Raw genomic sequence first — 13,169 nt, 5'->3', positions numbered from 1 at the left:
CTGGGGGTCAGGGTAACGCGACGGCGGCCCTCACCCGCTCCGTGAGGGCGTCCACGCGGCGCTCGCGCCAGGTGGTCCACGCCTGGGGACCGGCCGCGACGGCGTCGGCCTCGGTGAGGCGGCGGAGCATCGTCAGCACGTCGGTGTCGTGCCCGACGGCGGCGGCGACCCGGGCGACGACGGAGGGGTCGTCGAGGTCCTCACGGCCGGCCACCCCCGGCAGGAGCAGGTGCTCGCGCACGAGGAGCACGACGACGTCCCGCTCGGCGGGGGTCAGGCCCAGCCGGTCCATCATCGGCCCGGCGAGCCGCGCGCCCGCGGCGGCGTGGTCCCGCACCCCCGGCGCCTTGCCGATGTCGTGGAGGAACGCCGCGAGGAGGAGGAGGTCCTCCCGCCGCACGGCGCCGGTGGTGGCGGGTACCAGCGCGACGGTCTGGACCATGTGCCGGTCGACCGTGTGACGGTGCACGGCGGTGCGCTGGGGACGGTTGCGCACCCTGGCCCACTCCGGGAACCACGTCGTCACGACCCCGGCCAGGTCCAGCCCCTCCCACACCGGCACCTGGGCCTCGCCGCGGCCGAGCAGCTCGACGAGGAGGTCCCTCGCCGCGGCCGGCCAGGGCTCGGGGAGCGGCGCGCTCGTGCCCAGGCTCGTCAGGGTGACCGGCGAGAGCGGCAGGCCCGTGCGGGCCGAGGTGGCCGCGGCCCGCAGGGCGAGGAGCGGGTCCGCCGCGGGGTCGGCCCCACCGGCGAGGACGAGCTCGCCGTCGTGCTCGGCGAGCCCCTCCGCGGGTTCGTTCAGCCGCGGGGGCATGGCCCGGCCACGGACCACGAACGGGCGGAAGACCCGCGGACGCGGCTTCTCGGCGGCCCGCCGGGCGCGGCGCACGGTCGCGTCCAGGGCGGCCGTGACCACGCGGGCGGACTGGGCGAGGGAGGCGAGGAGCTCGTCGGCCGGGTCGGTCACGTCGTCGTCGTCGTCGAGCCCGAGGGCGGCGGCGACGTCGTCCTGCTCGGCCAGGCGCAGCACGTGCGAGCGCCGGCCGGTCGTGCGCGCCAGGGCGTCGCGCACGTCCAGGAGGTGGCGGTAGGCCCGGTCGAGGTCGCCGTGCGGACGGTCGGTGAGCCAGCTGGCCACGAGGGCGCGGACGACGACGGCGTCGCGCAGCCCCCCGCGGGCCTCCTTGAGGTCGGGCTCGATGAGGTAGGCCAGCTCGCCCGCCCGCCCCGCCCGCGCGGCGACCGAGTCGAGGAGGTCCGGCAGGCGGCGCCGCGCGGCCGAGCGCCAGTCGGCCAGGACGGCGCGGCCCGCGGTCTCGGCGACGTCGGCGTCGCCGGCGACCACGCGCAGGTCGAGCAAACCGACGGCGGCGGGCAGGTCCGCGGAGGCGACCTGCCGGCACTGCTCGAGGCTGCGCACGGAGTGGTCGAGCTCGAGGTGGGCGTCCCACAGCGGGTACCACAGGGACTCCGCGAGCCGGGCGAGCCGCGCCCGGTCGACCCTGCCGTCGTGGACGAGCAGCAGGTCGAGATCGGCCAGCGGTCCGCCGTCGCGCCGTCCGAGGCTGCCGACGGCGGTCAGGGCCACGCCGGCGACGTCCAGGTCGGCCGTGGCCGCCGCCCACAGCTCGGCCAGGGCGGCGTCGGTGAGGTCGGCCAGCGCCCGGCGGTACCCCGGGCCCTGGCCGGGGTGCGCCAGACGGGCCCGGCGCAGGTCCCCCACGAGGGCGGGGGTCCGCACCGGGCCCGTCCGAGGTGCCGGCATGGTCACAGGGCCTCGGGGCCGCGCTCCCCCGTCCGGACCCGGACGACGTCCTCGACCGGCAGCGTCCAGACCTTGCCGTCGCCGATCCGCCCGGAGTGGGCGGCGCCGACGATCGCGTCGACGACCGCGGGGGCCTCGAAGTCGTCGGTGAGGACCTCGACCCGGATCTTCGGCACGAGCTCGATGGTGTACTCCGCACCGCGGTAGACCTCGGTGTGGCCGTGCTGGCGGCCGTAGCCGTTCGCCTCGGAAACGGTCATGCCGTGGATCCCGGCCGCCTCGAGGGCGTTCTTGACGTCGTCGAGCCGGTGGGGCTGGACGATCGCGGTGACGAGCTTCATGCCTTTGCCTCCGTAGTAGTGCGGGTCGCCGCGGGAGCGGTGGTCCCGGCGTCGGACGAGAACCGGCCGGCGCCGAGCGCCTCGTACGCCGACTCGCCGTGCTCGGCCTGGTCGATCCCGCCGACCTCCACATCCTCCGCCACGCGCCAGCCCATCGTCGCCTTGAGCGCCACCGCGATGATGGCGGTGATCACACCGGAGTACACCATCGCCACGACGGCGATGAGGACCTGGACGACGAGCTGGTTGGCGCCGCCGCCGTAGAGCAGACCCGTCTCGGTGGCGAGGAAGCCGATCCCGACGGTGCCCCACAGGCCGCTGACGAGGTGGACACCGACGACGTCGAGCGAGTCGTCGTAGCCGAGCTTGAACTTCAGGCCCACGGCCAGGGCCGACAGGGCGCCGGCGACCGCGCCGAGAGCGATCGAGCCGACCGGGTCGAGCGCGCCGGCGGCGGGGGTGATCGCCACGAGGCCGGCCACGACGCCGGAGGCGGCGCCGAGGGAGGTGGCGTGACCGTCGCGGAGCTTCTCCACGAGGAGCCAGCCGAGGACCGCGGCGGCGGTCGCGGTGGTGGTGTTGACCCACGCGAGGCCGGCGACGCCGTCGGCGGTGAAGGCCGAGCCCGCGTTGAAGCCGAACCAGCCGAACCACAGCAGCGCCGCGCCGAGCATGACCAGCGGCAGGCTGTGCGGACGCATGGGCACCTTGCCGAAGCCCTTGCGGCGGCCGACGACGAGCGCGAGGACCAGGCCGGCGACGCCGGCGTTGATGTGCACGACCGTGCCACCGGCGAAGTCGATGGGAGCGGCGATCCCGCCGAAGGGACCGTCGGCGCTGAGCAGCCCGCCGCCCCAGACCATGTGGGACATCGGGAAGTAGGACAGGGTCGCCCACAGGCCGGCGAAGACCATCCAGGTGGAGAACTTCGTGCGGTCGGCGATGGCGCCGGAGATCAGTGCGGTGGTGATGATCGCGAAGGTCGACTGGAACGCCACCCCGACCACGGCGGGGACGCCGTAGTCGTCGATGACGAACTCACCGGCCTCGTCGTAGATCGTCCCGGAGAGGCCGAACTGGTCGAACGGGTTGCCGAGGATGCCGGCGACGTCGCTGCCGTAGGACATCGACCAGCCCCACAGGACGTAGATGACGCCGACGAGGGCCATCGCACCGAAGGACATCATCATCATGTTGAGTACGGACTTCGACCGGGTCATGCCGCCGTAGAAGAGCGCCAGCCCGGGGGTCATGAGGAGCACGAGAGATGCTGAGATCAGCATCCACGCGGTTGCTCCGGTATCCAGCTCCATGGTTCCTCCCTCGCCAGCACGCTCGGCTGGCCAGGCACCACAGTCCATCGGCGACGTTTCGTCCGGTGCATCGCCATGTTTCGTCCGTGTGACGGAATCGCCCCCGGTGTGACGATCCTGTTGCGCGGGCCCGTTCGGCTCACGATGCGAGACGAATCGGTCCGGCGGAGGGACCTCGAGGGTCAGGGCGGCGCGTCCGGCGAGCCGCGTCGGCGGCCGGACCGGGTCCGTCGCCTCAGGACAGGAGCGCGTCGACGAAGTCCTCGGGGACGAACGGGGCGAGGTCGTCCGGGCCTTCGCCGAGGCCGACGAGCTTGACCGGGACGCCGAGCTCACGCTGGACGGCGACGACGATGCCGCCCTTGGCGGTGCCGTCGAGCTTGGTCAGGACGATGCCGGTGACATCCACGACCTCGGCGAAGACTTGCGCCTGACGCATGCCGTTCTGGCCGGTCGTGGCGTCCAGGACGAGGAGCACCTCACGCACGGGCGCCTCGCGGGACATCACGCGCTTGATCTTCCCGAGCTCGTCCATGAGACCGGCCTTGTTCTGCAGGCGGCCGGCGGTGTCGACGACGACGACGTCCGCGGCGCTCTCCCGGCCCGTCCGGACAGCGTCGAAGGCCACCGCCGCGGGGTCGGCACCCTCGCGCTCGGAACGGACGACGGGTACGCCGACCCGCTCGCCCCAGGTGCTGAGCTGGTCGGCCGCCGCGGCGCGGAAGGTGTCGGCGGCGCCGAGCACGACCGTGCGGTCCTCGGCGACGAGGAGCCGGGCGAGCTTGCCGACCGTCGTCGTCTTGCCCGTGCCGTTGACACCCACGACGAGCACGGTGGCGGGGTGCGCGAGGCCGTCGTCGCCGACGGCGGGGTCGAGGTGGAGCGTGCGGTCCAGCTCCGGACCGACGAGGGCGAGCAGCTCGCTGCGCAGGACCTCGCGCACGGCCGCGGGGTCGGTGGTGCCCAGCACCTTCGTGCGCGTGCGCAGGGTCTCCATGAGCTCCGTCGTCGGCCCCATGCCGACGTCGGCGAGGAGGAGGGTCTCCTCGATCTCCTCCCAGTCGCTCTCGGTGAGGTCGCCGCGGGAGAGGATCGACAGGAGCGTCTGGCCCAGGGCACCGGACCGGGCGAGACGCTCGCGCAGGCGCTGCATGCGACCGGCGACCGACTCGGGCCGCTCGAGGGTGGGGGTCGCCGGCTCCTCCCGCTCGAGGACCGCACTGGCCCCCTGGGCCGGTGCCTGGTCGGCCTCGAAGGGGCTGACCTCCTCGGCGGGGAGGGTGGGAGCACCGCCCCGGCGGCTCCGTGCGCCGGACGTCAGGGCGATGACACCGACGACGACGGCGACGAGGACGAGGACGGCGAGGACGATGACGATCCAGCTGATGTCGGTCACGCGGGACAGTCTGGCCCACGGCCGGGGGTGGGTGCGAGGCGGTCCGCCCTCAGCGGTCGGCGCGGCTGCGCGCGCGGGAGCGGGCGCGCTCGATCCGGGAGGCGATGTCCCCGGGACCGATGTAGGCCGGCTGGGCGGTCGGACCCATGTCGAAGATGTCCTCGAGGCCGGCCTCGGAGACGTCGGCCCGCCGGGTGCGCACCTGCTCCGCGGTGAGCTCCTCCGACCGCCAGGCGGCGACGGAGTCGCGCAGCCACTGCGCCCAGCCACCGTCGGGGCTGCGCTCGGAGAGGATGACGGCCAGGACGCCGAGCGCGCCGAGGACGGCGATGATCACTGCGAGGACGGCTCCGGTCATGCCTCCAGTATCACCTGACCGGCGCCGCGCGCACGGCCTGAGGTCCCACTGGTGCGGCGGGGGCGGCGGTGACCTTGCTCACCGCGACGCCGCTCACATCGCGGGTTCCGGCTCCTTCTCCAGCCGCTGGGAGATGACGGTCGTCACGCCGTCGCCGCGCATGGTCACCCCGTACAGCGCGTCGGCGATCTCCATGGTGCGCTTCTGGTGGGTGATGACGATGAGCTGGGAGTCCGAGCGCAGCTCGGTGAAGATCTCGAGCAGCCGTCCGAGGTTGACGTCGTCCAGTGCCGCCTCGACCTCGTCCATGACGTAGAACGGGCTCGGCCGCGCCTTGAAGATGGCCACGAGCAGCGCGACCGCGGTGAGCGAGCGCTCCCCGCCGGAGAGCAGGGAGAGCCGCTTGACCTTCTTGCCCGCCGGCCGGGCCTCGATCTCGATGCCGGTGGTCAGCATGTTCTCGGGGTCGGTGAGGACGAGCCTGCCCTCCCCGCCCGGGAAGAGCCGGGCGAAGACGCCCTCGAACTGCCGGGCGGTGTCCGCGTACGCCTCGGTGAACACGCGCTCGACCCGCTCGTCGACCTCCCGGACGATGTCCATGAGGTCCGCCCGGGACTTCTTGAGGTCGGCCAGCTGGTCGGTGAGGAACTTGTGCCGCTCGGCCAGGGCGGCGTGCTCCTCCAGGGCGAGGGGGTTGACCTTGCCCAGCCTGGCGAGGTCGCGCTCGGCCGCCCGCAGCCGCTTCTCCTGCTCTGCGCGCACGTAGGGCCGCGCCTCCGGCGGCTCGCCGTCCGGCCCGGGCGCGGTTCCCGGGACGGGCCGGTCGGGGCCGTACTCGTCGACGAGGACCTGCGGGTCGAGGCCGAGCTCGGCGACGGCGCGCTCCTCCAGCTGGGAGATCCGCAGGCGCTGCTCGGCGCGGGCGACCTCGTCACGGTGGGCGACGTCGGTGAGCTCGGCGAGGGTGCGCCCGATCCCGTCGAGCTCGGTGCGGACCGCGGCGAGGGCCTCCTCGCGCTCGGTCCGCTCGGCCTCGGCCCGTTCGCGCTCGGCGGCCGCCGCCTCCACGGAGGCCTCGATGGCGCGGGTGGCCGCCTCGGCGCCGGCGCGCACGTCCTGGGCCACCTGGGCCTGGGCGGCCCGCCGGGCCTCCCGCTCGGCGGCGCGGCGCCGGGCCTGCCGCTCGGCCTCCGCGGCCGCCCTCAGCGAGGCGGCCCGGCCCGCGATCGCCTTGACGCGCTCCTCGCAGGTGCGCACCGCCAGGCGGGCGTCGGTCTCGGCGGTGCGGGCGGCCCGGGCGACCTCGGTGGCGGCGTCGCGCACCTGGACGGCGCCGGCGAGGTCCTCCTCCGCCTGGGCGGGCTCACGGCGGGCGATCTCGAGCCGCTCGGCGAGGGCAGCGAGCTCGGCGGTGTGCTCGACGATCTCGGCCTCGGCGCGCGCGATCGCCGGCCGGGCGCGCTCCGCCTCGGCCTCGGCCCCGCGGACGGTCGCACCGAGGCGCCCGAGCCGCTCGGCGACGGCCGCGAGCCGGGCGTCCGAGGCGTGGAGGTCGGCCAGGGTGGTGCGGGCACGCTCGCGGGCCGCGGCCACCCGCTCGCGGGCCGGCCCCAGGGCGAAGCGGGCCTGCTCGGCCCGGGCGGCGGCGGCCTCCACCTCGGCGACGGCCTCCTCGTGGGCCGCGTGCAGCTCCAGCACGCTCGACCCGGGGGTCCCGCCGCGCGCGGCGTCGCCGGAGAGCAGGTCGCCCTCCCGGGTGACGGCGGTCAGCCCCGGGTCGGCGGTGACGACGCGGCGTGCCTCGGTGAGGTCCTCGACGACGACCACGCCGGTCAGGAGGCGAGCGATCGTCGCGGCGACGGCGGGGTCGGCGACGCAGACGAGCTCGGCGGCGGCGCGGCCGGCGGGCACCGGACGGGACGCCGGACCGGGCGTGGCGTCGTCGGCGCGGGCGACGAGGACGCGGACCTGACCGTCCCCGCCGTCGCGGGCCTGGCGCACCGCGTCGACGGCGACGTCGACGCTCTCCACGACGGCGGCGTCGGTGGCCTCCCCCAGGGCCGCGGCGATCGCGTTCTCGTACCCGGCCTCGATCGTGAGGTGGGCGGGCACGGCGCCGAGCACGCCCGGGAGGTCCGAGCCGAGGAGCGCCCCGGTGCCGTCCTTGCGGGTGAGGGAGAGCTCGAGGGTCTCGCGCCGCGCGGACCAGGTGGTCCGGTCGGCGTCGGCCGCGCGCTCGTCCTCGACGAGCCGGGTCACGGCCTCCTCGGCCTCCTCGAGCTCGACGGTCGCGGCCTCGTGCGCCTCGTCCAGGCCCTCCTCCCCCTCCTCGGCCCCGGCGACCTGCCGCTCGAGGGCGGCGAACTCCTCGCCGGCCGCGCGGGCGCGTTCCTGCGCCGCGGCGAGGGACTCGCGCAGCCGTCCGAGCTCGGCCTCGGCGGACTCCAGGCGCGAGCGCCGGGTGCCCACCTGACCGGTCAGCCGGGCCAGGCCCTCCCGCCGGTCGGCGACCCCCCGGTGCACCGCGGCGAGGGCGCGCTCGGCGTCCCGTTCGGACTCCTCCGCGGCCGTGCGGTCCGCGACGGCGGCCGCGAGGGCCTCCTTGAGCCGGGCGAGCTCCGCCTCGAGGGCGGCCTCCTCCTCACGGGCCGCGCCGGCGCGGGCGTCGAGCTCGTCGGGGTCGCGCCCCCCGGCGGGCTCGGCCGCCGCCGGGGCGCCGAGGAGGCGGCAGCGTTCGGCGGCGACGTCGGAGAGGGCCCGGAACCGTTCCCGCAGGCCGGACAGCCGGTACCACACGTCGGTGGCGCTGCCCAGGCGCGGGGCCGCGGCGGCGGCCTCCTGCTCCAGGGCCGTGAGCCGGGCCCGGGCCTCGTCCTGGGCCTGCTCGGTCTCGGCGCGCCGTCGCTCGAGGGCGCTGAGGTCGGCGCTCTCCTGCTCGAGGGTGGCGGTGAGCTGGACGAGGTCGTCGGCGAGGAGGCGGGCCCGGGCGTCCCGCAGGTCGGTCTGGACGACCTGGGCGCGGCGGACGACGTCCGCCTGCCGGGCCAGGGGTCCGAGCTGGCGGCGGATCTCGGCGGAGAGGTCACCCACCCGGGCAAGGTTGGCCTGCATCGCGTCGAGCTTGCGCAGCGCCTTCTCCTTGCGGCGCCGGTGCTTGAGCACCCCGGCGGCCTCCTCGATGAAGCCGCGGCGGTCCTCCGGGGTGGCCTGGAGGACCGAGTCCAGGCGCCCCTGACCGACGATGACGTGCATCTCCCGGCCCATGCCGGTGTCGGAGAGCAGCTCCTGGATGTCCAGGAGGCGGCACGGGGCGCCGTTGATGGCGTACTCCGAGCCGCCGGAGCGGAACAGCGTCCGGGAGATCGTCACCTCGGTGTACTCGATGGGCAGCAGCCCGTCGGTGTTGTCGATGGTGAGCGAGACCTCGGCACGCCCGAGGGGGGCGCGCGAGGAGGTCCCCGCGAAGATGACGTCCGCCATGGACCCGCCGCGCAGCGTCTTGGCGCCCTGCTCCCCCATCACCCAGGAGAGGGCGTCGACGACGTTGGACTTGCCCGAGCCGTTGGGGCCGACGACGCAGGTGATCCCGGGCTCGAGGTGCAGCGTCGTCGCGGACGCGAAGGACTTGAACCCTCGCAGCGTCAGCGTCTTCAGGTGCACGGGGGCAGCCTATTGCCCCGCGCGGGCGGGGCCGGGCAGGCCGTCCACAGGGACCCGACCGGGTCGGGTCAGAGCGCGGGGAACCACAGCCCGATCTCGCGGGCGGCGGACTCGGGCGAGTCGGACCCGTGGACGAGGTTCTGGACGACGGTGGTGCCCCAGTCCCGGCCCAGGTCGCCGCGGATCGTGCCGGGAGCGGCGCCGGTGGGCTCGGTCGTCCCGGCGAGGGAACGGAAGCCCTCGATGACCCGCCCGCCCTCGACGACGGCGGCCACGACCGGGCCGGAGCGCATGAACTCGACCAGCGGCGCGAAGAACGGCTTGCCCTGGTGCTCCGCGTAGTGCTCGGCGAGGAGGGCGTCGTCGGCCGTGCGCATCTCCAGGGCGACGATCCGGTACCCCTTGGCCTCGACGCGGCGCAGCACCTCTCCCGTGAGGCCGCGGGCGACGCCGTCGGGCTTGACGAGGACGAGGGTGCGCTCGGCGGGCGTGGCGGCGGCTGCGGAGGTGGTGGTCACGGGTGAGCACCCTACCGGCCCACCGGCACGGCCTGCCTGTGCTGGACTGGGAACGCCGGTCGCAGGACGGCCGCCACGCCACCCGGACCGTGCCAGAGGAGCAGCGGTGAGGATCGACCTGAAGAAGGACCGCAAGGACCTCTACCAGCCGGGCTCGGCGGACTTTGTCGAGGTCGACGTCCCGGCGATGACCTACCTGGCGATCGACGGCCGCGGGGACCCGGAGACGTCACCGGCGTACCCGGCCGCGGTGGCCGCTCTCTACGCCGGCGCGTACGCCGTGAGGTCCCGCCTGCGGGCCCGCACGGGCGACGAGCTCGTGGTCGGACCCCTCGAGGGTCTCTGGTCGAGCCCGGACCCCTCGTCGTTCGCGGCGGGCCGGAAGGACGACTGGGACTGGACCATGCTCACCCCCCTGCCCGAGCAGGTGAGCCAGGACGACGTCGCACGGGGCCTGCCCGACGCCGCGCGGAGGAAGCCGGGCCTGCCGGTCGCCGACGTCCGCACGCTCCGCCTGGAGGAGGGGCGGTCGTTGCAGATCATGCACGTCGGAGGCTACGACACCGAAGCGGCCACCCTGGCCCGCCTGCACGGCCAGATCATGCCCGCCAGGGGCCTGACGTGGAACGGCCGGCACCACGAGATCTACCTGAGCGACCCCCGGAGGGTCTCACCGGAGCGGCTGCGGACGGTCCTGCGTCAACCCGTCAGGCCGACGGGCTGACCGCGACCGGCGCGAATCCTCAGGCTGCCGGGACCTCTCAGGTCAGCGGGCCTGACCGGGGGTGGCATCGGCGGCACCGGTCGCGTCGGTGGGCTCGGCGGCGTCGACGCCACCGGTCGCCGCCGCGGCACCGGAGGCACCGTCCCGCAGCGCGAGCTCGGCGGCGTAGCGCTCCTGACGCTCGACGTCGATCCGGCCGCCGAGCTGGAGAGAGACCGCCCAGATCAGCGCGAAGACCACCCCGACGACGAACATCATCGGCACGACGAGGCCGCTGGCGACGAGCACCAGCTGGACGATCGAGCCGGCCACGAGCCCCACCCTCGGCCGGCGCAGCGCCGCCGTGGCCAGCACGGCGGCCAGCATGACCCCGCCGCCGGCGCCCCACACGAGAGGCCGGTCGGCCAGGCGCAGCCCGTGGGCGACGAGCGTGGCGAAGAGCACGACGAACGCCTCGCTGACCAGGATGGTCCGGGCGAACAGCAGGCGCGCGGAGCCGGGCGGGCGGGGCGCGGCGTCGGTGGTGCTCACCCGGTCCAGGGTACCGGCGCGGTCACCCGCTCCCGCGCCTGCGCGGGCGCCCGCACGCCCTCCGGGCGCCCGCACCGGGTCCGGCGCGCGCTACTCCTCGCCGAAGCCGTCCTCGACGACCTTGGTGATCTCCGCCAGGGCGTCGTCGGCGTCGGGACCGTCGGCCCGTACCCGCAGCTCCTCGCCCTGGCCCAGGCCCAGGCCCATGAGGGCCAGCACCGAGGTGGCGTCGACGTCGTTGACGCTGACCTCGGCGTCGTACCGCGACGCCAGGCGCGCCAGGAGCGCGGCGGGGCGGGCGTGCAGCCCCACGGAGTTGCGCAGGGTCAGCACGACGGTGCGGCCCCCGTCGGCGGGCTCGGGCGGCGGGGCCTGACCGGCGTGGGCGAAGCTGGCCGCCGCGGCGGCCGCCGTGCGCGCCACGGCGGCCGCGTCCGCGCCGCCCTGGGCGGCGACGGCCCCGGCGACGGTCCCCTCGACGAGGGGGCCGTCGGCCAGGGTCACCCGCTCGCGGTCGTCGTCGTCGAGCATCTCCAGCACCGACTCGGCGGTCATCGTCGCCGAGCCCAGGTCGGTGAGGACGACGACCTCACCGGCGCCGAGGAGCTCGAGGACGGCCTCCTCGACCTTGGTGAAGCTCGTACCGACGCCGCCCTCGTCCGTCCCGCCGGCGGCGCGCAGGGCGACGTCGGGCGCCATCTGGGCGGCGACCTCCACGACCCCGTCGGCCAGCCGGGCGGAGTGCGAGACGACGACGATGCCGGTGCGCACCGCCCGCCCGTGCGCGCCGTCGGGGCTCACGCGCCGGCCCCGGCGGCCTCCGCGGCCTCCGCCGCGGCCACGAGCAGGAGGGCGGACGACTGGGCGCCGGGGTCCCGGTGACCGGCGGAGCGCTCACCGAGGTAGCTCGCCCGGCCCTTGGTGGCGACCATCGGGATGGTGGCCTCCGAGCCCTCGACGGCGGCGTCGGCCGCGGCCCGCATCGCCTGCACCGGGCCCGCACCCGCCTCGGCGGCCTCGCGGGCCGCCACGGCGGCCGGGGTCCAGGCGTCGACCATCGTCTTCTCGCCGGTGTCGGCCTTGCCCCGCGCCCGGATGCCCTCGAGGGCGGCCTCGAGCATCGTCGCGACCCCGGCGGCGTCGAGGTCGCCGTCGGCACCCTTGGCCGCCCGGAGGAAGGCGGTGCCGTACAGCGGCCCCGCCGCCCCGCCGACGGTGGACATCAGCGTGGTGGCCACCGTCTTGAGCACCTCCCCGGGGGAGGCCGGCTCGGCCCCGGCGAGCTTGGCGGCCACGGCGGTGAATCCGCGGTCCATGTTCTCGCCGTGGTCACCGTCGCCGATGGCCCGGTCGAGCTCGATCAGCTCGATCCGGTTCTCCGAGACGACCTTCGTCGCGCGGGCGATCCAGTCCATCGCCCAGGCGGTCCCCAGGGTGGCAGCGCTCATACGTCCTCTTCCTTCCGTCGCGCCCTCAGACCCCGCGCCGCAGCGCCGGGGTGTTCACGGGGGCGTCCCACAGCTGCGTCAGCTCCTCATCCAACCGCAGCACAGTGATCGAGGCACCCTGCATCTCGAGGGAGGTGATGTAGTTCCCGACGAGCGAGCGCGTGACCTCCAGCCCCTTGCCGGCGAGGACGTCGTGGGCGTGGTTGTAGACGAGGTACAGCTCGGACAGCGGGGTGCCGCCCATCCCGTTGACGAAGAGGAGCACCTTCTCCCCCGACCCGACCTTGAGGTCCTCCAGCACCGGCTCGAGGAGGCGCTCGGTGATCTCGTCCGCACCGGCCATGGCGATCTTGTGCCGCCCGGGCTCGCCGTGGATGCCGATGCCGATCTCGATCTCGTCGTCGGCGAGGTCGAAGGAGGGCTTGCCCGCGTGGGGCACCGTGCAGGCCGTCAGGGCCACCCCCATCGACCGCACGTTCTTGATGACCTTCTCGGCGACCGCGACGACGGCGTCGAGGTCGTCCCCGCGCTCGGCGGCGGCGCCGGCGATCTTCTCCACGAGGACCGTGCCGGCGACGCCGCGCCGGCCGGCGGTGTAGAGGGAGTCCTCGACGGCGACGTCGTCGTTGACGACGACGGCCTTGACCGTGATGTCCTCGGCCTCGGCGAGCTCGGCGGCGGTCTCGAAGTTGAGGACGTCGCCGGTGTAGTTCTTCACGATGTGCAGGACGCCCGCGCCGCCGTCGGCGGCCTTGGTCGCCTCGAGGATGGGCTCGGGCGTCGGGGAGGTGAACATCGCGCCGGGGACGGCCGCGTCGAGCATCCCCGCGCCCACGTAGCCGGCGTGCAGGGGCTCGTGCCCGCTGCCGCCGCCGGAGACCAGCCCCACCTTGCCCTTGACCGCACCGCCGGCCCGCGAGACGAAGAGCGGGTCCTCGTGGACGACGACGTGCTCCGGATGGGCCAGGCCGAACCCGCGCAGGGACTCGGGGACGACGCGCTGGGGGTCGTTGATGAGCTTCTTCACCGACGTGCTCCTTCGGTAGCCGGACGGGGCCCGACCCGGGCCCCGCCGCCCATCCTGGCCCCTACCCCGGGCCCCCGACCAGGGAAGA

At 75.3% G+C, this 13,169-nt stretch carries 12 protein-coding genes; 1 reads left to right on the top strand and 11 read right to left on the bottom strand.

The features are described from left to right. Window positions 1-7: 7 nt before the first annotated feature. The 7 genes from AAEM63_RS05075 to ndk form a co-directional block, all read right to left on the bottom strand. Window positions 8-1,741, bottom strand: coding sequence for an HD domain-containing protein (locus AAEM63_RS05075; RefSeq protein ID WP_341360548.1), 1,734 nt, complete (start codon window positions 1,739-1,741; stop codon window positions 8-10). A gap of 26 nt (window positions 1,742-1,767) precedes the next feature. Further along, on the bottom strand, window positions 1,768-2,106 hold the full coding sequence (locus tag AAEM63_RS05070; protein ID WP_123917623.1) for a P-II family nitrogen regulator: 339 nt from the start codon (window positions 2,104-2,106) through the stop codon (window positions 1,768-1,770). Further along, window positions 2,103-3,419 (bottom strand): ammonium transporter, encoded by a 1,317-nt coding sequence (locus AAEM63_RS05065; RefSeq protein ID WP_341360547.1) that lies wholly within the window; start codon window positions 3,417-3,419, stop codon window positions 2,103-2,105. The genes AAEM63_RS05070 and AAEM63_RS05065 overlap by 4 nt, the downstream gene beginning before the upstream one ends. Window positions 3,420-3,654: 235 nt before the next feature. Beyond that, a complete protein-coding gene (gene ftsY / locus AAEM63_RS05060) occupies window positions 3,655-4,815 on the bottom strand; it encodes a signal recognition particle-docking protein FtsY (protein WP_341360546.1) in 1,161 nt (386 codons plus the stop codon). 49 nt (window positions 4,816-4,864) lie between these two features. Then, the gene (locus AAEM63_RS05055; protein WP_123917619.1) at window positions 4,865-5,173 is read right to left on the bottom strand and encodes a hypothetical protein; all 309 of its coding nucleotides are present in this window, start codon (window positions 5,171-5,173) and stop codon (window positions 4,865-4,867) included. A gap of 93 nt (window positions 5,174-5,266) precedes the next feature. Next, window positions 5,267-8,833: a chromosome segregation protein SMC gene (smc, locus tag AAEM63_RS05050; protein ID WP_341360545.1), complete on the bottom strand. Its 3,567-nt coding sequence runs from the start codon at window positions 8,831-8,833 to the stop codon at window positions 5,267-5,269. A gap of 68 nt (window positions 8,834-8,901) precedes the next feature. Then, the gene (gene ndk / locus AAEM63_RS05045; RefSeq protein WP_341360544.1) at window positions 8,902-9,351 is read right to left on the bottom strand and encodes a nucleoside-diphosphate kinase; all 450 of its coding nucleotides are present in this window, start codon (window positions 9,349-9,351) and stop codon (window positions 8,902-8,904) included. 106 nt (window positions 9,352-9,457) lie between these two features. Here ndk and AAEM63_RS05040 point away from each other — a divergent pair, with 106 nt between their 5' ends. After that, entirely contained in the window at window positions 9,458-10,075 is a 618-nt protein-coding gene (locus AAEM63_RS05040) for a GyrI-like domain-containing protein (RefSeq protein WP_341360543.1), read from the top strand. A gap of 42 nt (window positions 10,076-10,117) precedes the next feature. On the opposite strand, the gene AAEM63_RS05035 is transcribed toward AAEM63_RS05040, so the two are convergent. The 4 genes from AAEM63_RS05035 to dhaK form a co-directional block, all read right to left on the bottom strand. Then, a complete protein-coding gene (locus AAEM63_RS05035) occupies window positions 10,118-10,606 on the bottom strand; it encodes a DUF4233 domain-containing protein (RefSeq protein ID WP_341360542.1) in 489 nt (162 codons plus the stop codon). A gap of 90 nt (window positions 10,607-10,696) precedes the next feature. Next, window positions 10,697-11,407: a dihydroxyacetone kinase phosphoryl donor subunit DhaM gene (dhaM, locus tag AAEM63_RS05030; RefSeq protein WP_341360541.1), complete on the bottom strand. Its 711-nt coding sequence runs from the start codon at window positions 11,405-11,407 to the stop codon at window positions 10,697-10,699. Next, entirely contained in the window at window positions 11,404-12,054 is a 651-nt protein-coding gene (dhaL, locus tag AAEM63_RS05025; protein WP_341360540.1) for a dihydroxyacetone kinase subunit DhaL, read from the bottom strand. Before dhaL ends, dhaM begins: the two co-directional genes overlap by 4 nt. Window positions 12,055-12,079: 25 nt before the next feature. Continuing rightward, the gene (gene dhaK / locus AAEM63_RS05020) at window positions 12,080-13,081 is read right to left on the bottom strand and encodes a dihydroxyacetone kinase subunit DhaK (RefSeq protein ID WP_341360539.1); all 1,002 of its coding nucleotides are present in this window, start codon (window positions 13,079-13,081) and stop codon (window positions 12,080-12,082) included. Window positions 13,082-13,169: the final 88 nt, after the last annotated feature.

This window comes from Georgenia sp. M64, from assembly GCF_038049925.1.
Taxonomy (GTDB): Bacteria; Actinomycetota; Actinomycetes; order Actinomycetales; family Actinomycetaceae; genus Georgenia.
Note: the sequence above shows the minus strand (reverse complement) of the source record. Positions and strands in the feature narration are given on the sequence as shown.